The 24252-nt window shown below is 26.1% G+C and carries 20 protein-coding genes and 1 pseudogene; 20 read left to right on the top strand and 1 reads right to left on the bottom strand.

The window, feature by feature from the left end; all coding sequences use genetic code 11:
* Positions 1 to 98: 98 nt before the first annotated feature.
* Positions 99 to 893: a type I methionyl aminopeptidase gene (map, locus tag BUMPG002_RS01160; RefSeq protein ID WP_025368871.1), complete on the top strand. Its 795-nt coding sequence runs from the start codon at positions 99 to 101 to the stop codon at positions 891 to 893.
* Positions 894 to 945: 52 nt separating this feature from the next.
* Entirely contained in the window at positions 946 to 1770 is an 825-nt protein-coding gene (gene dapD / locus BUMPG002_RS01155; RefSeq protein ID WP_025368870.1) for a 2,3,4,5-tetrahydropyridine-2,6-dicarboxylate N-succinyltransferase, read from the top strand.
* 54 nt (positions 1771 to 1824) lie between these two features.
* Here dapD and degP read toward each other — a convergent pair whose 3' ends face one another.
* Positions 1825 to 3261, bottom strand: a complete 1437-nt coding sequence (degP, locus tag BUMPG002_RS01150) for a serine endoprotease DegP (protein ID WP_025368869.1) — start codon at positions 3259 to 3261, stop codon at positions 1825 to 1827.
* 344 nt (positions 3262 to 3605) lie between these two features.
* Between degP and BUMPG002_RS01145 the strand changes: the two genes are divergently transcribed.
* The 18 genes and pseudogenes from BUMPG002_RS01145 (at position 3606) to BUMPG002_RS01060 (ending at position 24054) form a co-directional block, all read left to right on the top strand.
* Positions 3606 to 4529, top strand: coding sequence for an FAD:protein FMN transferase (locus BUMPG002_RS01145; RefSeq protein WP_235065616.1), 924 nt, complete (start codon positions 3606 to 3608; stop codon positions 4527 to 4529).
* 256 nt (positions 4530 to 4785) lie between these two features.
* Positions 4786 to 6501, top strand: a complete 1716-nt coding sequence (ilvI, locus tag BUMPG002_RS01140; protein WP_025368867.1) for an acetolactate synthase 3 large subunit — start codon at positions 4786 to 4788, stop codon at positions 6499 to 6501.
* 4 nt (positions 6502 to 6505) lie between these two features.
* Entirely contained in the window at positions 6506 to 6982 is a 477-nt protein-coding gene (gene ilvN / locus BUMPG002_RS01135) for an acetolactate synthase small subunit (protein WP_025368866.1), read from the top strand.
* Positions 6983 to 7216: 234 nt separating this feature from the next.
* Positions 7217 to 8155, top strand: coding sequence for a 16S rRNA (cytosine(1402)-N(4))-methyltransferase RsmH (gene rsmH, locus BUMPG002_RS01130; protein WP_025368865.1), 939 nt, complete (start codon positions 7217 to 7219; stop codon positions 8153 to 8155).
* Between the two features lie 2 nt (positions 8156 to 8157).
* A complete protein-coding gene (locus BUMPG002_RS01125; RefSeq protein WP_044010850.1) occupies positions 8158 to 8361 on the top strand; it encodes a cell division protein FtsL in 204 nt (67 codons plus the stop codon).
* A gap of 115 nt (positions 8362 to 8476) precedes the next feature.
* Positions 8477 to 10192: a peptidoglycan glycosyltransferase FtsI gene (gene ftsI / locus BUMPG002_RS01120; protein ID WP_044006131.1), complete on the top strand. Its 1716-nt coding sequence runs from the start codon at positions 8477 to 8479 to the stop codon at positions 10190 to 10192.
* Between the two features lie 22 nt (positions 10193 to 10214).
* Positions 10215 to 11711 carry a UDP-N-acetylmuramoyl-L-alanyl-D-glutamate--2,6-diaminopimelate ligase gene (gene murE / locus BUMPG002_RS01115; protein WP_025368864.1) on the top strand — a complete coding sequence of 499 codons (1497 nt, stop codon included), beginning with the start codon at positions 10215 to 10217 and terminating at the stop codon, positions 11709 to 11711.
* The gene (gene murF, locus BUMPG002_RS01110; RefSeq protein ID WP_025368863.1) at positions 11708 to 13090 is read left to right on the top strand and encodes a UDP-N-acetylmuramoyl-tripeptide--D-alanyl-D-alanine ligase; all 1383 of its coding nucleotides are present in this window, start codon (positions 11708 to 11710) and stop codon (positions 13088 to 13090) included. The genes murE and murF overlap by 4 nt, the downstream gene beginning before the upstream one ends.
* Entirely contained in the window at positions 13071 to 14144 is a 1074-nt protein-coding gene (gene mraY, locus BUMPG002_RS01105; RefSeq protein WP_025368862.1) for a phospho-N-acetylmuramoyl-pentapeptide-transferase, read from the top strand. The genes murF and mraY overlap by 20 nt, the downstream gene beginning before the upstream one ends.
* Positions 14144 to 15463: a UDP-N-acetylmuramoyl-L-alanine--D-glutamate ligase gene (murD, locus tag BUMPG002_RS01100; RefSeq protein WP_025384578.1), complete on the top strand. Its 1320-nt coding sequence runs from the start codon at positions 14144 to 14146 to the stop codon at positions 15461 to 15463. The genes mraY and murD overlap by 1 nt, the downstream gene beginning before the upstream one ends.
* On the top strand, positions 15460 to 16641 hold the full coding sequence (gene ftsW, locus BUMPG002_RS01095) for a cell division protein FtsW (RefSeq protein WP_025368860.1): 1182 nt from the start codon (positions 15460 to 15462) through the stop codon (positions 16639 to 16641). The genes murD and ftsW overlap by 4 nt, the downstream gene beginning before the upstream one ends.
* Entirely contained in the window at positions 16638 to 17702 is a 1065-nt protein-coding gene (gene murG / locus BUMPG002_RS01090; protein WP_025368859.1) for an undecaprenyldiphospho-muramoylpentapeptide beta-N-acetylglucosaminyltransferase, read from the top strand. Before ftsW ends, murG begins: the two co-directional genes overlap by 4 nt.
* A gap of 59 nt (positions 17703 to 17761) precedes the next feature.
* Positions 17762 to 19203, top strand: a pseudogene (gene murC / locus BUMPG002_RS01085) (UDP-N-acetylmuramate--L-alanine ligase).
* 16 nt (positions 19204 to 19219) lie between these two features.
* On the top strand, positions 19220 to 20137 hold the full coding sequence (locus BUMPG002_RS01080) for a D-alanine--D-alanine ligase (protein WP_025368858.1): 918 nt from the start codon (positions 19220 to 19222) through the stop codon (positions 20135 to 20137).
* A 108-nt stretch (positions 20138 to 20245) separates the two neighbouring features.
* A complete protein-coding gene (ftsA, locus tag BUMPG002_RS01075) occupies positions 20246 to 21502 on the top strand; it encodes a cell division protein FtsA (protein ID WP_025368857.1) in 1257 nt (418 codons plus the stop codon).
* Between the two features lie 54 nt (positions 21503 to 21556).
* On the top strand, positions 21557 to 22717 hold the full coding sequence (ftsZ, locus tag BUMPG002_RS01070) for a cell division protein FtsZ (protein ID WP_025368856.1): 1161 nt from the start codon (positions 21557 to 21559) through the stop codon (positions 22715 to 22717).
* Between the two features lie 227 nt (positions 22718 to 22944).
* Positions 22945 to 23289 (top strand): iron-sulfur cluster insertion protein ErpA, encoded by a 345-nt coding sequence (gene erpA, locus BUMPG002_RS01065; RefSeq protein ID WP_025368855.1) that lies wholly within the window; start codon positions 22945 to 22947, stop codon positions 23287 to 23289.
* Between the two features lie 63 nt (positions 23290 to 23352).
* Positions 23353 to 24054 carry a 5'-methylthioadenosine/adenosylhomocysteine nucleosidase gene (locus tag BUMPG002_RS01060; protein WP_025368854.1) on the top strand — a complete coding sequence of 234 codons (702 nt, stop codon included), beginning with the start codon at positions 23353 to 23355 and terminating at the stop codon, positions 24052 to 24054.
* Positions 24055 to 24252 lie beyond the last annotated feature (198 nt).

Here is a 24252-nt window from a genome sequence, read left to right as displayed (position 1 = left end):
TACAAATTAACAATTAAATTTAAAAAAAATATATTTTAAAGTATAATTTAAATATATCTTAAATTTGACAAATTGATATAAAAAAACGGCTAAATATTATGAGTTGTATCATTAAAACAGAATCAGAAATAAAAAAAATGAGAATATCTGGAAAATTAGCAGCTGAAGTACTTGAAATGGTAGAAAAGCATCTTAAACCCAATATTAGTACAGAAGATATTAATCAAATTTGTCACGATTATATTTTTTATGAGAAAAAAGCTCTTTCAGCATGTTTAGGATATCATGGCTTTCCAAAATCAATTTGTACTTCTATTAATGATGTTGTATGTCATGGAATTCCCAGTAAAAAACAAATTTTAAAAGAAGGAGATATAATTAATATAGATATTACAATTATTAAAAATAATTATCATGGTGATACTTCCAAAATGTTTTTAATAGGAAAAACAAGTATTTTGTCTAAACGTTTATGCCAAGTCGCTCAAGAAAGCCTGTATCGATCTTTAAAAATAATTCAACCAGGTATACCTTTATATAAAATTGGAGAAGTGATTCAAAATTATGTTGAAAAAAATAATTTTTCTATAGTAAAAGAATATTGCGGACATGGTATTGGACGTAACTTTCATGAAGAACCTCATGTATTACATTATAAAAACAAAGAAAATAACGTTATTTTAGAAAAAGGTATGATTTTCACTATTGAACCAATGATTAATTCTGGTCATTCTCAAGTCAAGTGCATGAAAGACGGATGGACTGTAAAAACTAAAGATCGTTCTTTATCAGCACAGTACGAACATACTATATTAGTAACAGAATACGGATGCGATATTTTAACATGGCAAAAAAATGAAAGAATTTCACCTACATTATTTAATAAAAAATAAAAAAATTTGAACAAGATTATTCCCCATTATACATTAGGTTAAATTAAAAAAGATGCAATTATTAAAAAAAATTATTGAAGAAGCATATGAAAAAAAACATGAAATTAATATTAATAACATTAATTCTAATCTTCTAGAAACTATTGAGCATATTATTCAATTATTAAATGATGGAAAAATTAGAATTGCAGAAAAAAAAAATAATATATGGATCACTCATGAGTGGTTAAAAAAAGCTGTTTTATTATATATGTATATAAAAAAAAATAATCTTATTTTAGGTAGCGAAACAAATTATTACGATAAAATCCCGTTAAAATATAAAGAGTATAATGAAGCTAGATTTAAAAAAGAAAAAATTCGAATAGTTCCGCCAGCAACAGTAAGATATGGTTCCTTTATTAATTGTAATGTAATTATTATGCCTTCTTATATAAATATTGGTGCATATGTTGACGAAGGTACAATGGTAGATACTTGGGCTACTGTAGGTTCTTGCGCTCAAATTGGTAAAAATGTACATTTATCTGGAGGAGTCGGTATAGGAGGCGTTCTAGAACCTTTACAGAACAATCCGACAATTATTGAAGATAATTGTTTTATTGGCGCACGTTCAGAAATAGTAGAAGGCGTTATTGTTGAAGAAGGTTCAGTTATTTCTATGGGTGTTTTTATTGGACAAAGTACTAAAATCTATGACAGAGAAAGTGGAGAAATTTTTTATGGGAAAGTTCCAGCTCATTCTGTAGTAGTCTCTGGTAGTTTACCAGATAAAAATAAAAATTATAATCTTTATGCTGCAATAATTGTAAAAAAAGTAGATACAAAAACATTGGGAAAAATAGAAATTAACCAGCTTTTAAGAAGTATCTCATAAAAAATACAAGAAAATCCGCCCGTGTTTTTTTCGGGCGGGATAAATATATAATAATTACTCACTTACTAAATATATATTATCGCTTCCTCTTTTCACACTAAAGACTAATATTTTAGGCTTAGCATCCAAAATTTTTTTTAATTCTTCTATGTTTACTACTAATTGTTGATTAACTCCTATTATGATATCATCTTTTTTAAAACCAATTTTTGCTGCTAATGTATTTGATTTAACACTTTCTACTTTAATGCCTTTTTCTCTATCTGATAAATAATTACTCAAATCTATTCCTTCTATTCCTATATAACGATTTTCCGAATTTAAGTTATGTTTCAAAGAATATTTTAGTTCAACAATAATATTTTTGATTTTTCCTTCTCGGAATATTCCTAATTCCATTTTAGTAGTAACTGGTAAAGATCCTACTTCAGCACGTAAAGCTGCAAAACTATAAATAGGTTTTTTATTTAAAGAAATAATAATATCACCAGCTTTTATTCCAGCTTCAAAAGCAGAAGAATTAGGTAAAACTTGACTTACAAACGCACCTTTTTGTGCATTTATTTTCATAATTTGAGCTAGATCTGAATTCAACTCCATACCTATTATACCTAGTTCTCCTCGTCTCACTTGTCCAAATTGAGCCATTTGTGCAGTTAAATTTTTTACGATGTTACCAGGAATGGCAAATCCTATTCCAATATTTCCACCATCTGGTGCTAAAATAGCTGTATTAATTCCAATTAATTCACCATTCAAATTTACTAATGCTCCACCAGAATTTCCTCTATTTATTGCAGCATCAGTCTGAATAAAATTTTCATAGTGTTCAATATTTAATCCACTTCTTCCTAAAGCGGAAATAATACCTGAAGTCACAGTTTCTCCAAGACCGTATGGATTACCAATAGCTACAGTATAATCTCCAACACGTAAAGAATCAGAATCAGCAATTTTTATTTCACGCAAATTATTTGCATTTTTTAACTGTATTAAAGCAATATCAGAACGAGGATCTTTACCAATTATTTGGGCTTCATATCGACGTCCATCGCTGAGTTGCACTTGAATTTTATTCGCGTGTTCTACAACATGGTTATTTGTTACAGCATATCCTTTTTCAGCATTGATAATAACACCAGAACCTAATGCACGAAACTTTTCACTTGTACTATTAGAATTTGGATTTGAACGACAAAAAGGAGAATTTCTAAATGGTGAATTACCTTGACAAAACGGTGAATTATCACCAAAAAATGGTTGAAATTGATTAGGTAAACGAGAAGTATGTACTACCGTACTCCCTTCAATATTAATACTAATTACTGATGGCATTACTTTTTCTAACATAGGTGCTAAGCTAGGAGCAGATTCTTTAGAAAAAATTTTATTTTTTGTAGGAGGAGTAATATCACCCCAAGACATTCCAAAACTAAATAACAATGTTAAAATGATTATTACTTCACCAAATACTATAGCTGTTTTTTTCATTATTTCTTTCTCATCATTACAATCTAATCCGTAAATGAAACTATTTTTACAATACAGGTTTTTTACAAGATAATTTTATATTATACACTCCATCACTCTTTAACTCCATTCCTTGTTCATAGTTAAATATAAATTTTATATATGAGTCATACCAGACAAAAAATAAACTGTAATAATATTTATTTTAATCAAAATATTTTTTATTAACTAGGAGAACTGCCTTGTTTGTATATTTTTATATTATTTTTAACATTTTTCTTTTCATGATATTTATATCAACTAATTTTTATAATCATTTTTTAAATAAAAAAACAGAAAAAAATACAATCTTTAAAGGAAAAACTATGGGTACATATTGGCAAGTTAAAATTCCTGATTTAAAAAATAAAAAATATATAAAAAGTTTAATAAAAAAATGTTTAGATAAAGACGAAAAAATGCTTTCTTCTTGGAAGAAGACTTCTGTAGTATCTCAATTTAATAAACTTAAGAAAAATCAACTCCAAATTATAAATAAAAATTTCTATCATATTATTTCTGCAGCACTCAAAACAAACAGAAAAACTCATGGAAAGTTAGATGTAACTATCAGTTCATTAATTGATATATGGGGATTTGGTGTACATAAAAAACCAAATAATTATCCTTCTATCGAAAAAATAAAAAAAAATATGATTCTTACAGGCAGTCAACATTTAAAAATTATTAAAAATTCTTTTGGAATATATTTAACAAAAGATATAAATGGAATAAAAATTAATCTTTCTACTTTAGGAGAAGGTTTTGCTGCAGATCATGTATCATATTTACTTAAAAAAAAAGGCATTAAAAATTATACCATATCAATTGGTGGAACAGTGTTAGTAAAAGTTGATAATAAGCTAAATAAACCTAAAATAATTGCTATTCAAAAACCTATTGATCAAAAACAGGCGATACATTTACTTATACATCTGAAAAATTCTTCAATTAGTACTGCAGGGACTTATCGTAATTATTATTATCTTAAAAAACATCGTATTTCACATTTAATTGATCCTACTACTGGAACACCTGTAATGCATAATTTAGTATCAGTTAGTGTAATTTCTTCTACAGCTTTAGAAGCAGATAGTTGGGATACAGGATTATTAATATTAGGATTTAAAAAAGCTAAAAAACTAGCTCTAAAAGAAGAATTAGCAGTTTGTCTAATTACACAAGAAAAAAATATTTTTTCAACATGGATTTCCCCTAAATTTAAAAGATATTTAGTTAGAGAAAAATAATAATTTTTTATTAATGAACATTTAAATATTAAATTATATTTAATACGTTCTATTATATTGATAATATCTAATATATTTGTAATAATAAAAATCACAATTAATTGTTTATTCAAAATTGATCGGTTAAAAATACTTTAAAAAAATAATTTTCAAAATTACTATAATAGCGGTAGTTTTATCGAGATAAACTACAGGATAAACTGATAAATAATCAAATAGGAAATAAAACCTAATAAATGAGTATCCTGGAGGAAAAATGGAAATATTATCAGGGGCTGAAATGGTCATTCGATCATTAATTAATCAGGGAATACAGCATATATTTGGTTATCCTGGAGGAGCCGTACTAGATATTTATGATGCTTTAAAAACCATTGGTGGAATTGAACATATTTTAGTCAGACACGAACAAGCAGCAACTCATATGGCTGATGGATATGCTCGATCTACTGGTAAAACAGGCGTCGTATTAGTGACTTCTGGACCAGGTGCTACGAATGCTATTACTGGTATTGCTACAGCATATATGGATTCTATTCCTATGGTAGTTATATCTGGTCAAGTTGCTTCTTCCTTAATTGGCTATGATGCTTTTCAGGAATGCGATATGATTGGTATTTCTCGTCCAGTAGTAAAACATAGTTTTTTAGTAAAAAAAACTGAAGATATACCAGTAATTTTCAAAAAAGCGTTTTGGTTGGCGTCCAGCGGACGTCCAGGACCTGTAGTAATTGATTTGCCTAAAGACATTTTAAAAAAAGAAAATAAATATTCTTATCAATGGCCAGAAAATATTTATATACGTTCCTATAATCCAACTACTAAAGGACATAAAGGACAAATTAAAAAAGCTCTCGATACATTATTAAAAGCTCAGAAACCAGTTATTTATGCAGGTGGTGGAATCATTAGTTCTGAAAGCAGTGAAGAATTACGTATATTTGCAGAAAAAATAAATTGTCCTGTTACAACCTCTTTGATGGGATTAGGCGCATTTCCAGGTAATCACCCTCAAAATATTTCTATGTTGGGTATGCACGGTACCTATGAAGCAAATATGACGATGCATCACGCCGATCTTATTTTCGCAATTGGTGTACGATTTGATGATAGAACAACAAATAACTTAAAGAAATATTGTCCAGACGCTGTTATTTTACATATTGATGTAGACCCTACTTCTATTTCTAAAACTGTTTCAGCAAATATACCTATTGTCGGAGATGCAAAACATATTTTACAAAAAATGTTAGAATTACTAAAAAAAGAAAAAAAAATTCAATGCTTAAAAAATTGGTGGAATTCTATAGAAGAATGGAAAAAAGTTAATAGCCTAGAGTACAATCAAAATAGCGAAAAAATCAAACCTCAAACTGTTATCAAAACACTTTTTAAATTAACAAAAGGCACATCTTATATTACTTCAGATGTTGGTCAGCATCAGATGTTCACTGCATTATATTACCAATTTAATAAACCTAGACGCTGGATTAATTCAGGTGGATTAGGCACCATGGGATTTGGATTACCTGCAGCATTAGGTGTTAAGTTGGCTCTACCTCAAGAAACTGTTATTTGTATAACTGGAGATGGGAGTATTCAAATGAATATTCAAGAACTATCGACAGCACGACAATATAATTTAGCAGTATTAGTATTGAATCTTAATAATTCTTCTTTAGGTATGGTTAAACAATGGCAAGATATGATTTATTCTGGACGGCATTCTCATTCTTATATGGATTCACTTCCTGATTTTGTCAAATTAGCAGAATCTTATGGACATATTGGTATTAAAATCACTAATCCTGAAGAACTAGAAAAAAAATTAAAATTAGCATTGAATAAATTATCTGATGGTAATTTAGTTTTTGTAGACGTCCAAATAGATAATTCTGAGCATGTTTATCCTATGCAAATCCAAGGCGGTGGTATGAATGAAATGTGGTTAAGGAAAAAAGAGGTTTCCTAAAAAAATGCGAAGAATTTTATCTATTCTGTTAGAAAATGAATCAGGTGCATTATCACGAGTAATCGGACTCTTTTCACAAAGAGGATATAATATAGAAACTATCACAGTAGCACCAACTGAAGATGCTACTTTATCAAAAATGACTATACAAACAGTAGGTGATGAAAAAGCAATTGAACAAATCGAAAAACAACTTCATAAATTAATAGATGTATTAAGAGTAGTACAAATTAATCAGTCTTCATATATAGAACGAGAAATTATGTTGTTGAAAGTTCAAATGAATAACTATAGGAAAGATGATATAAAACATGTTACAGAAATATTCCGAGGTCAAATTGTAGATATTACATCTACGACATACATATTACAATTATCTGGAACTACAAAAAAACTAGACTCTTTTCTAAAAATAATACGTAATATTTCAGAAGTAATTGAAGTAACTCGATCTGGTATTGTGGGTATTTCTCGCGGATAAAATTTCATATTTATAAAAAATAATCTATATAGAAAATAAATTCATATTGACCAAAAATTTTCATGCACTCACAAAATTTTTAATATTTTTACGTAAATATTTTAAAAAATAAATTTATCTCAATAATCTTTCAAAAAATAATTTTTAAAACATAACAATAAAAACATGGTCATGATTTATTCAAAAATGACCATGTATCTTATTTTCTTATTTTATATAGATATAAATGCCATTATGAAAAGTAAAATCGAACATATTCCAGTAATGAAAAAAGAATTAATTAAATCTTTGAAAATAAAAAAAAATGGTATTTACATAGATAGTACATTTGGATTTGGTGGACATTCTAATGAAATTTTAAAGAAATTAGGAAAAGATGGAAAACTATTTTCTCTTGATAGAGATCCTTTTTCTGTTTCAATAGGTAAGAGTATTAAAGATTCACGTTTTCATATCGTAAATGAAAACTTTTCTAAATTATTAAATTATGCAAAAAGTAAAAAAATAATAGGAAAAGTAAATGGAATTTTATTTGATTTAGGAGTTTCTTCATTACAAATTGATAATTATAAAAGAGGATTTTCATTTAAAAATGATGGCCCTTTAGACATGCGAATGAATCCTAATGATGGTATTACTGCTTCAGATTGGTTATTTAAAAGTAATGTTCGTGAAATTTCTTTTGTTCTAAAAAATTTTGGAGAAGAGCGTTTTTCAAAAAAAATAGCTTATGCAATCAAAAATAATAATAATATCAAAAAAATAACAAGTACTTTAGAATTAGCTGATATTATTAAAAAAGCTACACCAATAAAAAATAGATTTAAGCATCCGGCAAGAAGAACTTTTCAAGCAATTAGAATTTACATTAATCAAGAATTAGAAGAAATAAAACAAGCATTAGAAGATACATTAAAAATATTAAAACCAGGAGGACGTCTATCAATTATTAGTTTTCATTCTTTAGAAGATAGAATAGTAAAAAAATTTATGATCAAAAACAGCACTAAAATGATTGTACCATATGGTATGCCGATTACAGAAAAACAATTAAACGCATTACAAAATTGTAAATTAAAAATTATTAATCGTATATTACCAAACCCAAATGAAATAAAAAATAATCCTCGAGCTCGGAGCTCTATATTACGTATCGCAGAATTACAAGAATAAACATGAAAATTCAACGTTATGATTTACCTCAAATAATTAAAAATGATTTTTTTTTACATGGAAAAATTCATTTAATTTTATTAATTTTAATTATATTTTCTGCTAGTTCTTTAGTCATTATAGTTTATGAAACTCGTTTATTAATTGCTAAAGAAGAACAGCTCATTTTAAAAAAAAAAAAAAAAATGATGAATGGAGAAATTTAATAATTGAAAAAAACGCTTTATCTATTCATTCTACAGATCATAAAATATTTTCTATTAATTAAATATAAAAAATATTTGATAAAACAAATATAAATTAATGGATATTATCTAAAAAATGTACAAAATTAAAAAAATCAATTTTTTTAAAGAAAAAAAAACAAAAAAAAATATTTATATAAATTGGCGTTTTTTTACATTATGTATTTTCATTTTATTATCTTTATTTATTTTAACACTGAGAGTATTTTTTTTACAAATAATTAATCCAGATCCACTCATACATGAAGGAGATCGTAGAACATTAAGAATACAATCTTTTCAAAGTACCAGAGGAATTATTAATGATCGCTCAGGATATCCTTTAGCAGTCACGGTATTAGTTAATGCAGTTTGTATGGATCCCACAATAATTAAAAATAAAAAAAATATTAAAAAAGATATACGATGGAAAGCTTTATCAGAAGTACTTTCTATTCCCTTAAAAAAAATTATTTTTCATATTTATAAACATCAAAAATCAAAATTTATTTATTTAGCTCGTCAAATTACTCCTGAACTTGGACAATATATTAAAAAATTAAAATTACCTGGAATTTTTTTACTAGAAGAAACTAAAAGATATTATCCTTCTGGTAAAATTACTTCTCAACTAGTTGGTCTAACTAATATAGATGGAGTAGGAATTGAAGGAGTAGAAAAAAGTTTTAATACATATTTAACAGGAAAACCAGGTAAAAGAAAAATAAGAAAAGATAAAAAAGGAGATATTATTGAAAATATATCTTTAATTAATAGATCTGTATCTAATAGCTTAACACTAAGTATTGATAAAAAACTACAGACTATTGTATATCATAAATTGGATAAAGCAGTTAAGAAAAATAATGCTGATTCAGGAACTGCAGTTTTAATAGATATTAAAACTGGAGAAGTATTAGCTATGGTAAATAGTCCTTCATATAATCCTAATAATATCCATCATGTGAACAAAAATAACATTCGGAATAGAGCAATTACAGATATGTTTGAACCTGGTTCAACGGTCAAACCAATAGTAATTATGGAAGGATTAAAACTTGGAATTATTAAAAAAAATTCAATTATAAACACACAACCCTATTACCTAAATAAACATCAAATAAAAGATGTTTCATATCATGATCAATTAAGTACTACTGGAATATTACAAAAATCAAGTAATGTAGGAGTATCAAAAATTGCATTATCAATGCCAATTTCAAAATTAATGGCAAGTTATATTAAATTTGGATTAGGAAAACCAACAAAACTAGGATTGATTGGCGAAAAAAATGGTATTTTTCCTAAAAAAAAAAATTGGTCTAATCTAGAAAAAGCTACTTTCTCATTTGGATATGGGTTAATGGTTACTCCACTTCAGCTCGCTAGAGTATATGCCACTATTGGTAGCTATGGAATCTATCGTCCTCTTTCAATAATAAAAATTAATCTTCCTGTACCCGGGAAAAGAATTTTCCCTAAAAAATATGTCAAAAATGTACTTCATATGATGGAAAGTGTTGCTAAACCAGGTGGAGGTGGAATAAAAGCTGCAGTTAAAGGATATCGAATTGCTATCAAAACAGGTACTGCAAAAAAAGTTAGCATTCATGGACATTATATTAAAGAATATGTAGCTTATACTGCAGGAATTGCACCTGCTAGTGATCCAAGATTTTCATTAATTATCATGATTGATAACCCTAAAGGAAAAAAATATTATGGAGGTGCAGTTTCTGCTCCAGTTTTTGGCAGTATTATGAAGTTAATATTGAAAGAAATGAAGATACAACCAGATGACTTATCTAATTAAAAGATTAAATAAAAGGTATTAAATGAATTATCATTGCTTGAAACATTTACTATTACCATGGATGAAAAACATTCCAAAAAAAAATATTATACGATTACAAATAGACAGTAGAAAGTTAACTACAGGAGATTTATTTATAGCTATTCCTGGAACAAAAAAAGATGGACGTGATTTTATTGATGAAGCTATTAATAAAAAAGTAGCAGCTATTTTATGTGAAACTAAAAAAACAAAAGAACATGGCATATTTAAATATATTAAAAATGTTCTTATAATATTTTTTTTTAAACTATCTGAAAATATATCTATATTAGCTAGTCGTTTTTACCAAGAGCCAGCAAAAAAATTAAAAATAATAGGTGTCACGGGTACTAATGGGAAAACTACTGTAACACAATTAATTAATCAATGGAATAATATTCTAGGTAATACAAGCGCTACAATGGGTACTTTAGGAAATGGTTTTTATAATTCTTTATACAAAACAAAAAACACGACTTCTTCAGCTATTTGTATTCAATCATTTTTACAAACTGTATTAGAAAAAAAAATTAAATTAGTAACCATGGAAATTTCTTCACATGGTTTAATACAAAATCGGGTGAAAGGAATTCCTTTTTATATTGCGATATTTACGAATCTAACCCAAGATCATTTAGATTACCATCTAAATATGGAAAAATATGAAAAAGCAAAGTGGTTATTGTTCAGTAAGTATAAAGTCAAAAAAATTATATTAAACGCTGATGATCAATATGGTAAAATTTGGCTAAAAAAATTAGTTAATAAGTATACAATAGCTGTTACAATCCAAGATTGTACACAAAAAAAATATTCTACAAAATGGATAAACGCTACGCATATTAAATTACATAATAATTCGATGCATATAAAATTTGAGTCTAGTTGGGGAACAGGTCAACTGTCATCTTCTCTTATTGGAAGATTCAATGTAATAAATCTATTGTTATCATTAGCTTGTCTTTTAGAACTAGACTATAATTTATCTGATTTAATTAACACTTCTGTTCAAATCATACCTATTGATGGTAGAATGCAAATTTTTAATGCTCCTAAAAAACCAATATTTATTATTGATTATGCACATACTCCTGATGCATTAAAACAAACACTTTCTGCAATTCGTTTGCATTATCGTCAAAAATATATATGGTGCATATTTGGATGTGGAGGTGAAAGAGATTCAAAAAAACGTTCTATTATGGGAGCGATTGCAGAAGAAATAGCAGATAACATTATTATTACTAATGATAATCCAAGAAATGAAAAAGAAATGCAAATTATCAATGATATTTTAAGCGGATGTAGAGAGAAAAAAAAAATATTAATCATAAAAAATAGAAAAAAAGCAATATGTTATGCTTTTTTTCAATCAAAAAATAATCATATAATTTTTATAGCTGGAAAAGGTCATGAAGAAAAACAAGTTATTGGAAACAAAAATATTAACTATTCAGATAAAAAAATAGTATTAGACTTATTGGAAAAAAAGATATGATTTCTTTATCTCTAAAAAAAATTGCTATAATGACTAATGGCAAATTGTATGGAATAGATTTATTTATCGATACAATTGTTATTGATACTAAAAAAATTGTTCCAGATTGTCTTTTTATTGCTTTAATAGGAAAAAGATTCGATGCTCATATATTTATAAAAGATGCTATCAAGAAAGGTTGTGCTGCAATTATCACTCAAAAAAATATCAAATTTTCTAATATTTCTTATATTTTAGTTGAAAATACATTCATCGCTTTAGGTCAAATTGCTAGTTGTATTCGTAAAATCACTAATGCAAAAATATTAGCCATTACTGGTTCTTGTGGAAAAACGTCAGTAAAAGAGATGACAGCATCAATACTAAGTAAAAATGGCAACACTATCTCAACGATTGATAATTTAAATAATAATATTGGTGTACCAATGACATTGTTGAGATTAACGAAACAACACCACTATGCTGTAATTGAATTAGGTGCTAATCAACCAGGTGAAATTGCTTATAGTAGTAATATCTGCAAACCAGAAATTATATTAATTAATAATATTTATCATGCTCATTTAAAAGGATTTAAATCATTACTAGGAGTCTCTAAAGCAAAATCAGAAATATTTTCTGGTATTAAACCAAATGGTACAGTTATAATAAACTTAGATAGCCATCATCTTTCACAATGGGAAAAAAATATACAAAATAAAAATATTTTATATTTTTCTATTAAAAAAAAAAAAAATAGTAATTTTTTTTCTAGTAATATTCATACTAATATACATGGCACATCTTTTACAATGCATACTCCATTGGGAAAGATAAATATTTCATTACCTTTCCTAGGATATCAAAGTATATCTAATGCATTAGCAGCTAGTGCTCTTTCTTTTTCTCTTCATATCTCTTTAGAAAAAATAAAAATTGGATTATTAAAGACTCCGATTTTATCTGGACGATTAGAACTAATTCAATTAGATAAATATAAAATTTTAATTAATGATACTTATAATGCAAATGTTTCATCAATGATTGCAGCAATAAAAGTATTAGAAAAAATGCCAGGTTATAAAATACTAGTGACAGGAGATATGGCTGAATTAGGAGATAAAAGTGTTTTATACCATAAAATGATAGGAAATACTGCTAATTTATCTAAAATTGATGAAATTTTTAGTATTGGTAGTGTTAGCTATGAAATTACTAAACTATTTAATAATGGTACACATTTTTTAGATAGAAAAACATTAATAAATCACTTAAAAGAAATATTTTTAGAAAAAAATAAAATATCAATATTAGTGAAAGGTTCTCGCAATACAAAAATGGAAAAAATAGTAGAGTTTCTTATAAAAGAGTATCAAAAAAATGCTGATATTACTTCATAAATATTTATATTCTTTAAACTTTATTGTATATCTACCATATCGTGCAATATTCAGTTTATTAACTTCTTTTTTTATTAATTTATATATTGGACCTCATTTTATCCAATATATGAAAAAATTACAAACATACCAAATAATACGTAACAATGGACCTAAAAAACATTTTTTAAAAAATAAAACACCTACTATGGGTGGATTTTTTATTGTTATTTCCATAATACTTTCAACTATAGTATATTCTGATTTATCAAATATTTATATTTGGTATGTAATTAGTATTTTAATAGGATATGGTTTAATTGGATTTATAGATGATTACAAAAAAATTAAACATCAAAACAGTCGAGGATTAAGTGTAATATGGAAATATTTTTTTTTATCTATTTTCGCTTTAGGTCTTATTTTTATAATAGAAAATCATGATAAAGATATTTTTTATAATCAATTAATAATCCCTTTTTTTAAAAAAAAATCCTTGGAAATAAATTATATATATATAATATTCCTATTTTATTTAGTTATTGTTGGTACTAGTAATTCAGTGAATTTAACAGATGGATTAGATGGTTTAGCTATTATGCCAGTTATTTTTTTAACATGCGGTTTTCTATTAATTTCTTTTTTTAGTGAAAATTTAAATAGTTCTAATTTTTTAAATCTGTCTTATATAAAAAATGCAAGCGAGTTAGTGATATTATGTTCATCAATTATTGGATCGGGATTAGGTTTTTTATGGTTTAATACTTATCCAGCTCAAATATTTATGGGAGATGTGGGATCATTATCATTAGGAGGAGCTTTAGGTATAATCGCAATACTGTTACATCAAGAATTATTACTCATAATAATGGGTGGTATTTTTGTCTTGGAAACTATATCTGTTATATTACAAATAATCTCTTTTAAAATAAGAAAAAAAAGAATTTTTAAAATGTCGCCTATTCATCATCATTATGAAATAAAAGGACTACCTGAACCTTTAATTATTGTACGTTTCTGGATTTTAGCATTAATATTACTCTTAATTAGTCTTATTTCTTTAAAGGTCTGTTAATGTCATATAATTATTTTGGCAAAAAAATATTAATTTTAGGTATAGGTTTAACTGGAATATCCTGCATCAATTTTTTTTTAAAAAAAGGAATTACACCAAAAGTTATTGATGAATCTGTAGATCCCTTACACCTAGATAAAATGCCTAAAAATATTCAATATAAATTTGGAACCTTAGAACATAAATGGATTTTAGAATCAGATTTAATTGTTATTAGCCCAGGAATTTCCTCATTTAGACCTATTTTAATAAAAGCTCGTATATTAGGCATTGAAATTATTAGTGATATTGAACTATTTACTAGAGAAGCAATATTTCCAATCATTTCTATCACAGGCACTAATGGGAAAAGTACTGTAGCTACCATGATTCAAAAAATTGCAAAAAATGCAGGTTATAATGCTTGCTTGGGTGGTAATATCGGTTTTCCAGCATTAAACATGCTTAATAAAAAAGCTAATTTATACATCATAGAGTTATCTAGTTTTCAACTAGAAAATACATTTACTTTAAAATCAAAAATAGCTGTTGTTCTTAATATAAGTGAAGATCATATTAATCGTTATCCTAACGGATTCGCACAATATAAAAAAATTAAATTCTCTATATATAATGGCGCCGAATTTTGTATAATTAATCGCTATGTTCAAAAAAAAGATCTGATTAAAAATACTTTTAAAAAATATATCAGTATAGGAACAAAAAAAAGTCATTATCAAATTTATTGCGATCAAAAAAATGCAATTTTATGCTATAAAAATAATCATGTATTAAATATGCGTCACACATTCTTACACGGTCATCATAATTATGATAATGCATTAGTATCTCTTGCTATCAGCGATATCATGAAATTTCCTAGAAATAAAACTATAGATATACTAAAAAATTTTTCAACTTTACCTCATCGATTACAAACTATACATTATAGTAGAGGAATCAGTTGGATCAATGATTCTAAATCTACAAATGTAAATAGTACTAAAGTAGCTTTAGATTCTTTAAATTCTAAAGGTACAATAAGATTGTTACTAGGCGGTGATAGAAAATTTGCAAATTTTAATGTATTAAAAAATTATTTTAAAAAATTAAAAATAAAAATTTATTGTTTTGGAAAAGATCGTATCTATTTATCAAATATATGTAAAAAAAAATCTATTTTGGTAAATACTTTAAAAGAAGCAATAATATTAATATCAAAAGAAGCAGTATCAGGTGATACAGTACTTTTATCTCCGGGTTGCAGTAGTTTAGATCAATTTTCTAATTTTGAAGAAAGAGGTAATTTTTTTATAAAATTAATAAAGGAAGTCACTTGAAAAATCTGCAAAAAAAAAATATCGAAGTACCATTCAATGTAAAAAAAAACTATATTATATTATATGATCGTACATTAGTATGGTTGAGTTTAATTTTATCTTCTATTGGATTGATAATGGTAATTTCTGCATCTATTCCTATAGGACAAAGTTTATATCACGATGCATTTTTTTTTGTAAAAAGAGAAATATTATATTTTTTTTTGATATTTTTTTTATCTTTTGTCTTCTTACGTACACCAATAATTTTTTGGCAAAATAATAGTAATATTATATTAATAATTTCAATTATAATGCTTTTTTTAGTATTTCTAGTTGGCCATTCGATACATGGTTCTTATCGATGGATAAATATAGGTTTGCTACATATACAACCCTCTGAAATATGCAAAATTTCTTCTTTTTGTTACATATCTAGTTATTTATCACGAAAATCTAATGAAGTTCGTAGTAATTTTTGGGGTTTTTTTAAACCTATATCTATAATCATAGTAGAATCTATTCTTCTCTTAGCAGAGCCTGATTTAGGTACTGTTATCGTTTTATTTTTTACTAGTTTATCAGTTTTATTCCTTTCTGGCGCAAAAATAGGACAGTTTTTAGTTATTATTTCTATTAGTATATTAACAGTTATTTTATTAATTTTATTAGAACCTTATCGAATGAACAGAATATTATCTTTTTGGAATCCTTGGAAAGATCCATTTGGTAATGGTTATCAACTAACACAATCTTTAATGGCATTAGGACGCGGTAATTTTTTAGGACAAGGTTTAGGTAATTCAATACAAAAACTAAACTATTTACCTGATGCACATAGTGACTTTATATTTTCTATTATCGCTGAAGAACTAGGCTATCTAGGTTCTTTTATAATATTATTAATTATTTTTTCTATATGTTTACGTGCAATGAATATTGGTAAAAAAGCTTTGGATAAAAAAAAAATTTTCGAAGGATTTTTAGCATGTTCAATCGGTATTTGGTTCAGCTTTCAAACATTTATAAATGTAGGAGCTGTTACTGGTATTTTGCCTACTAAAGGATTAACTTTACCATTAATTAGTTATGGTGGTTCAAGTTTAGTGATGAACTTTATAGCTATTTTTTTTCTTTTAAGAATAGATTTTGAAACAAGATTGAGAAAATCGCAAGCATTTCCTAGAGGTTCTAAATGATTTCTAAAAAAATAATAATTATGGCAGGTGGAAGCGGTGGTCATATTTTCCCAGGACTAGCTATAGCTAATTATTTAATTAAACAAGGATGGTCTGTTAATTGGATAGGAACCGAAAATAATCTAGAATCTAAAATTATACCACAACATGGTATTAAAATACATTTTATAAAAATTAAAGGATTACGTGATTCTAGTTTTAAAAATTTAATTTCATCACCAATTTATATATTACGTTCTTATTATCAAATTAAAAAAATAATCAAGAATTGGTCACCAGATATTATCTTAGGAATGGGAGGATATGTATCTGGTCCAGGTGGCGTTGCTGCTTGGCGGACTAAAATTCCACTTATTTTACACGAACAAAATAAAATTGCAGGTCTGACAAATCGTTGGCTTTCTAAAATATCTACAAAAAACATGCAAGCTTTTCCTAATGTTTTAATAAACGCAGAAGTAGTAGGAAATCCAGTTTGTGAAAATATTATCAATATTCCTTCACCTAAAAAACGTTTTAAAAATAGAAAAGGAGCTTTGAGAGTACTAGTAGTTGGAGGTAGTCAAGGCGCTTCAATTTTAAATTCTATTTTACCAAAAGTATCATTTTTGTTACAAGAAAAAATTATTATTTGGCATCAAGTTGGTACTTTAGAATTAGAAAAAACACAAAAAAATTATAAAAATTTAGGATTAAAAAACTATATTATCACTGATTTTATAAATAATATAGCTTCTGCATATGAATGGGCTGACGTTATTATTTGTCGTTCTGGAGCTTTAACTGTTAGTGAAGTATCTATAGTAGGATTAGGTGCTATTTTTATACCTTATCCACACAAAGATGAACAACAATATCGAAATGCACAAAATTTAGAAAAAATTGGTGCTGCAAAAATAATTGATCAGTCAGATTTTAACACAAAATTGATAGTCAAAATTATTAATTCGTTAAATCGAAACCAGCTTTTAATTATGGCAGAAAAAGCATATTCTTTAGGAATTCGCAATTCCACATTAAAAATATTTAAAATCATCAAAAAAATAATTAATAAAAAATGAATACTATACTGTGAAAAATAAAAATTTAAAAATTAAAACCTCAATAAAAAGAAGAAATCATGAGTATTAAAAATATAAAAAAAACAAACTTTTTCATTCCTGATAAAAAAAAAATAAAAATATTCATTTTATTGGAATAGGCGGAATAGGAATGGGAGGAATTGCTTTAATTTTATTAAAATTAGGATATAACATAAGTGGTTCTGACTTATTACAAAATTCAATTACAAAAAAATTAATTCAATTAGGAGCAATTATATATTTCCAGCATTCTGTAAAAAATATTAAAAATGCTGATTTTATAATTAAATCTAGTGCTATTCAAGAAAATAATAAAGAGTTAATTGCAGCTAAAAAATATAATATTCCTATATTATTAAGAGCTGAGATGCTACAAATATTAATGCAATTTAAATTTGGTATAGCTATTTCTGGAACACATGGAAAAACTACTACTACTTCCATGATCGTAGATATATACAACAAAAGTGGATTAAGTCCAACTTTTATTAACGGAGGATTAATAAAATCTACAAACTCTTCTGCAGAACTTGGTACCTCTTGTTACTTTATTGTTGAAGCAGATGAAAGTGATGCTTCTTTTTTATGTTTAAATCCAACAATAGGAATTATAACTAATATTGAAGCTGATCATATGGATTACTACAAAAATAATTTTCAAAAATTAAAGCAAACTTTTCTTAGTTTTTTAAATAAAATTCCATTATATGGAATTGCTATAATATGTATAGATGATCATACTATTTGTGAAATTTTAAATGAAATCAAATGTCAAGTCATAACATATGGATTTAATGAAAAAGCAGATGTTCGTATTTTCCGATATCAACAACGTTCTTTTTTTGGATATTTTCAATTAATTATAAAAAATAAAACTCAATTAAATATCAAATTAAACATTCCTGGTAAACATAATGCTCTAAATTCAGCAGCTGCTACCGCTTTAGCCATTAGCCAAGGTATAAAAAATTCAGATATTATTGAAGCATTAAAAAACTTTCAAGGTACTTATAGAAGATTTGAATATCTTGGTTCTTTTAAAATTAAAAACAATATTAGAAAAAACACTAGTGTTATGTTAATAAATGATTATGGACATCATCCTACAGAATTACACGAAACTATTAAGACAATTAGAATCAGTTGGCCAAATAAAAATTTAATAATGATATTTCAACCTCATCGGTATACAAGAACATATCATTTATATAATGATTTTGTTAATACTTTATCTAAAGTTGACGTTCTCTTAATATTAAATGTATATTCTGCGAATGAAAAATTTATTCCTGGAGCAGATAGCTTGTCACTATGTCGAGACATACAAAAAAAAAGGACAACTCATGCCACTTTAATTGTAGATAATAACTTGATATTAGATACTCTTGTTTCTAAATTAAATAAAAAAAATATTATTTTAATACAAGGAGCAGGAAATATAGATCAAATAATATCTAAAATATTAATTAAAAAAAAATAATATAAAAAGTGATAAAATGAATAAAAAAATAGCAGTTTTATTAGGTGGAACTTCTTCTGAAAGAAGAATATCAATAAAATCAGGTCGTGCTATTCTTGAAAGTTTGTTAAAATCTGGCTTTCAAGCATATCCAATTGATATATCTGATTACTCAATGATAAAACTAGCAAAAGAAGGTTTTGATAAAGCATATATTGCATTACATGGAAAAGGTGGTGAAGATGGTAGTATTCAAGGTGTTCTAGAATATTTAAAGATTCCTTATACAGGAAGTGGCATTATGTCTTCATCAGTCTCTATAGATAAATTTAGAACTAAATTATTATGGAAGTCTGTCCATCTTCCAATAGTACCTGATGTTTATATAAAAAATAATATGAAAGAATCTTCATACTCTCTTGCAATGGAAAAAGTCTCACAACTAGGTTTCCCTGTTTTAGTTAAACCAAATAATCAAGGATCTAGCATTGGTATTACATTTGTTTCTAATATAAAAAATATTCACGATGCTATCGATATAGCTTTTAAATATGATAATCATGTTTTAATTGAAAAATTTGTCAAAGGACAAGAATATACAATTTCTATTCTTGGAGAACAAGTATTACCTTCTATTCATATTGTAACAAAAAATAATTTCTATGATTACAATGCTAAATACAAATCTCTTTCTACCGAATATTTTTGTCCAAGTGGATTAAATATAATAGAAGAGAATAAATTAAAAGAAATAGCAATTTCTGCATGGAAAATATTAGGATGTAGTGGATGTGGTAGAATTGATGTAATATTAGATCAAAAGAAAAAATTTTGGTTATTAGAAGTTAATACTATACCTGGAATGACAAATCGTAGTTTAGTACCAATAGCAGCAAAAGAAGTAGGAATATCATTTGACGAATTGGTATTATTAATTTTAAAGATGAGCAATTAATTTTTTGATACAGAAAAAACATTTAAATAAAAATAAGTATCAAAAAATAAAATTAGATTTTATTTAAAAAAGAAACAATTAAAGTAATATAGTACAGGCCAAAGAACAATGATTATATCAAAAGATAGAAAATTAGTAGTCGGATTAGAAATTGGTACTACTAAAGTTGTCACTTTGGTAGGAGAAATATTAATAGATAGCACAATTAAAATTATCGGATATGGAACTTGTATATCTAAAGGAATCAATAAAGGAAGAATCAATGATCTTAATACAGTAGTTTCATGTATACAAGAATCAATTAATAAAGCTGAAATAATGGCTGATTGTCAAATTACTTCTGTATACTTATCTTTATCTAATAAATATATCAATTGTCAAAATGAAATCGGTATAGTTCCAATTTCTGAAGATGAAGTGACAAAAGAAGATGTAGAAAATGTAATCCATACTGCAAAATCTGTTAAAATTCTCAATGAACATCATATTTTACATGTCATTCCAAAAGAATATTCTATTGACCAACAATCTGGAATCAAAAATCCTATAGGTTTATCCGGAGTACGTATGCAAGTAAAAGCTCATTTGATTACTTGTCATGAAAATATGTCTAAAAATATCATTAAAGCAGTAGAAAAATGTGATTTAAAAGTTGATCAAGTTATTTTTTCAGGACTGGCTTCTAGTAAAGCTGTTTTAACTAAAGATGAACGTCAACTTGGTGTTTGTATGATTGATATCGGTGGAGGAACAATAGATTTCACTGTCTATATTGATGATGCTATACAATATAGTCAAGTAATTCCATATGGAGGTAATATTGTAACTCGTGATATCTCATATGCTTTTAGTACTTCTTATACTGATGCAGAAAATATGAAAATCAAATATGGATCTGCAATCAAGCCAATTTTAGGTGAATCAAAAAATATTGATTGTTCTCATATAAATGGAAATTTTCAAAAAAATTTACAACAAGATGCATTAATAGAAGTAATTGAATCAAGATATATTGAATTGTTATCTTTAGTTAAAAATAATATTTTATCTATACAAAAAAAACTTTATAAAAATGGAGAAAAACATGATTTATTAAGTGGTATAGTACTTACTGGAGGTGGGTCAAATATTGCATTTCTGACTGAATGTGCAGAAAAAGTATTTCATAAAAAAGTACGAATTGCCAAGCCTTTAAACATATCAGGATTAATAGAAGATATAATGGAACCAAATTATGCAACCGTAGTCGGTTTATTGCATTATGGAAAAGAACTTTATATTAATGTTAATAAAAAACAAAAAGAAAATTCTTTTATTGAAAAATGGTTTCAAAAAATTAACTATTGGTTTAAAAAAGAATTTTAAAAATAAACTCTACTTAAAACCTTATAAAATAAAGATCTATTACGGAAATAAATTATGTTTGAACCTGTAGAATTAAGTAATAACGCAATAATAAAAGTAATTGGTGTAGGGGGTGGCGGTGGAAATGCAGTAGAACACATGGTAAGAGAACATATTGAAGGTGTTGAGTTTTTTGCTGTTAATACTGATGCACAAGCATTAAAAAAAATAGAAGTAGAACAAACTATACAAATAGGTAATAATATCACTAAAGGATTAGGTGCTGGAGCTAACCCCGAAATTGGACGAACTTCAGCAGAAGAAGACAAAGAATTATTAAAATCTGCATTAGATGGTTCTGATATGGTTTTTATAGCGGCTGGTATGGGTGGAGGAACAGGAACGGGAGCTGCGCCTGTAGTAGCAGAAATTGCTAAAGAATTAGGAATTTTAACAGTAGCAGTAGTAACAAAACCTTTTAATTTTGAAGGCAAAAAAAGAATGATTGTTGCTGAACAAGGTATTGTTGAATTATCAAAATATGTAGATTCTTTAATTACTATTCCTAATGATAAATTATTAAAAGTTCTTAGTCGAGGAATATCTCTACTTGATGCTTTTAGTGCAGCTAATAATGTTTTAAAAGGAGCCGTACAAGGGATTGCTGAATTAATTACACGTCCTGGTTTAATGAATGTAGATTTCGCTGATGTACGCACAGTAATGGTAGAAATGGGCTATGCTATGATGGGAACTGGTATTTCTTCAGGAGAAAATCGTGCAGAAGAAGCTTCAGAAATAGCAATATCTAGTCCTTTATTAGAAGATATAGATTTATCTGGTGCGCGTGGTGTATTAGTCAATATTACTGCAGGTTTTGATTTAAGATTAGATGAATTTGAAACAGTTGGAAATACTATTAGATCTTTTTCTTCCGATAACGCGACTGTTGTTATAGGAACCTCTTTAGATCCAGATATGAACGATAGTCTTAGAGTGACTGTTGTCGCAACGGGTATTGGAATAGAAAAAAACTTAGGAGAAGATATTAATAAAATAAAAAATAAATCTTCTAGAGAAATATTAATGGATTATCGTTATCAATATTTAAATATTTCTCCGAAAAAAATCGATCCAAAAAATATAAAAAAAGAAATAATAGATAAAGAAAACAAAAAAAACAAAGAACCAGAATATTTAGATATTCCATCTTTTCTACGTAAAAAAGCAGATTAATTTTTTAAATTTATTAATATATTTTATATTAGTGTATTACATACTCATTAACAATATTATTGTATTTAATTTAATAGCCTGCGCCAATAAAGATAAAATCATGTATCGGCGCACGGACTAGATTGTATATAAAATAAAATAGATATAAAATATTTCAAAAATATTTATTTATGATAAAATTAAAATGAAAAAATTTATTTTTAAAAATATTTTGAGAATTTAAAAAGATGAAAAAAAAATCTAAAAATTATCTTAATTTTACAGATACAGCAGCAAAAAAAATAAAAGATCTTATCATAATAAAAAATAATTATAATTTAAAATTAAGAATATACATAACTGGTGGTGGATGTAGTGGTTTCCAATATCAATTTATTTTTGACGAAAAAATAAATAAAGATGATATTATAATTACTCAATCAGATGTTTCATTAATTATTGATCCTATTAGTTTACAATATTTATATGGTGGACAGATAGATTATTTAGAAAATCTAGAAGGTTCTAAATTTATAGTATCTAATCCAAATGCAAAAAATACATGTGGATGCGGTTCATCATTTAGTATTTAAACAATAATAAATTATATTATTTTTTTCTATCATGTACTCTAATTAAATTTAAATTATATCAAAATGAAAATTGGAATAATAGGTGCAATGCTTGAAGAAGTAAATATGATAAAAACAATGATGCATACATGCATAGAGAAAAAACATAAAAACTATATATTATCTACAGGAAAATTTAGAAAAAATAATATTTTTTTAATACAATCAGGAATTGGAAAAGTTTCTGCTAGTATTTCTACTATGATTCTTATTAATTTATATAAACCTGATATTATTATTAATAGTGGTTCTGCTGGTAGTTTAAACTCATTGTTAAAAATAGGAGATATTGTTCTTCCTAAAGAAATATGTTATTACGATGTAGATCTGACAAATTTTGGATATGCTATAGGACAAGTACCTAGATATCCAAAAAAATTTATAGTTAATAAAAATATTTTTAGTTTTTTTAAAAAAAAATACATTCAAAATAATTTAAAATTTACAACAGGACTGATTATTAGTGGAGATAAATTTATAAGGGGTGGATTGTTAATAAAAAAACTAAAAAAAAATTTTTCTTCTGCAATAGCTGTTGAAATGGAATCTGCTGCAATTGCTCAAGTTTGTTATCAATTTAAAATTCCTCTTTTTATTGTCAAATCTATATCTGATTTATCTGATCAAAATGCTACTGTAAACTTTAATAAAAATATTTCAATTGCGTCTTTGCAATCTGCGAGATTTTTAAAAACAATTATAGAAAATATCAATGATCTAGAATGAATTTAATCAATAACTATATTATTTTTAATAGAATTTTTTTATGAAAAAAATATATTATAAGAAATAATATTTTTAAATACGCATTAAAAAATTTATTTTAGAAAAAATAAGATTAATTATAAAAAAGTAATATATTTTTATAAAATTATTTTCCTTCTTTTAAAAAATCTAAAAAAATCTATTATTTCAATATATTCG

Origin of the sequence: Buchnera aphidicola str. G002 (Myzus persicae) (assembly GCF_000521565.1) — a bacterium.
GTDB classification, from domain to species: domain Bacteria; phylum Pseudomonadota; class Gammaproteobacteria; order Enterobacterales; family Enterobacteriaceae; genus Buchnera; species Buchnera aphidicola_C.
Note: the sequence above shows the minus strand (reverse complement) of the source record. Positions and strands in the feature narration are given on the sequence as shown.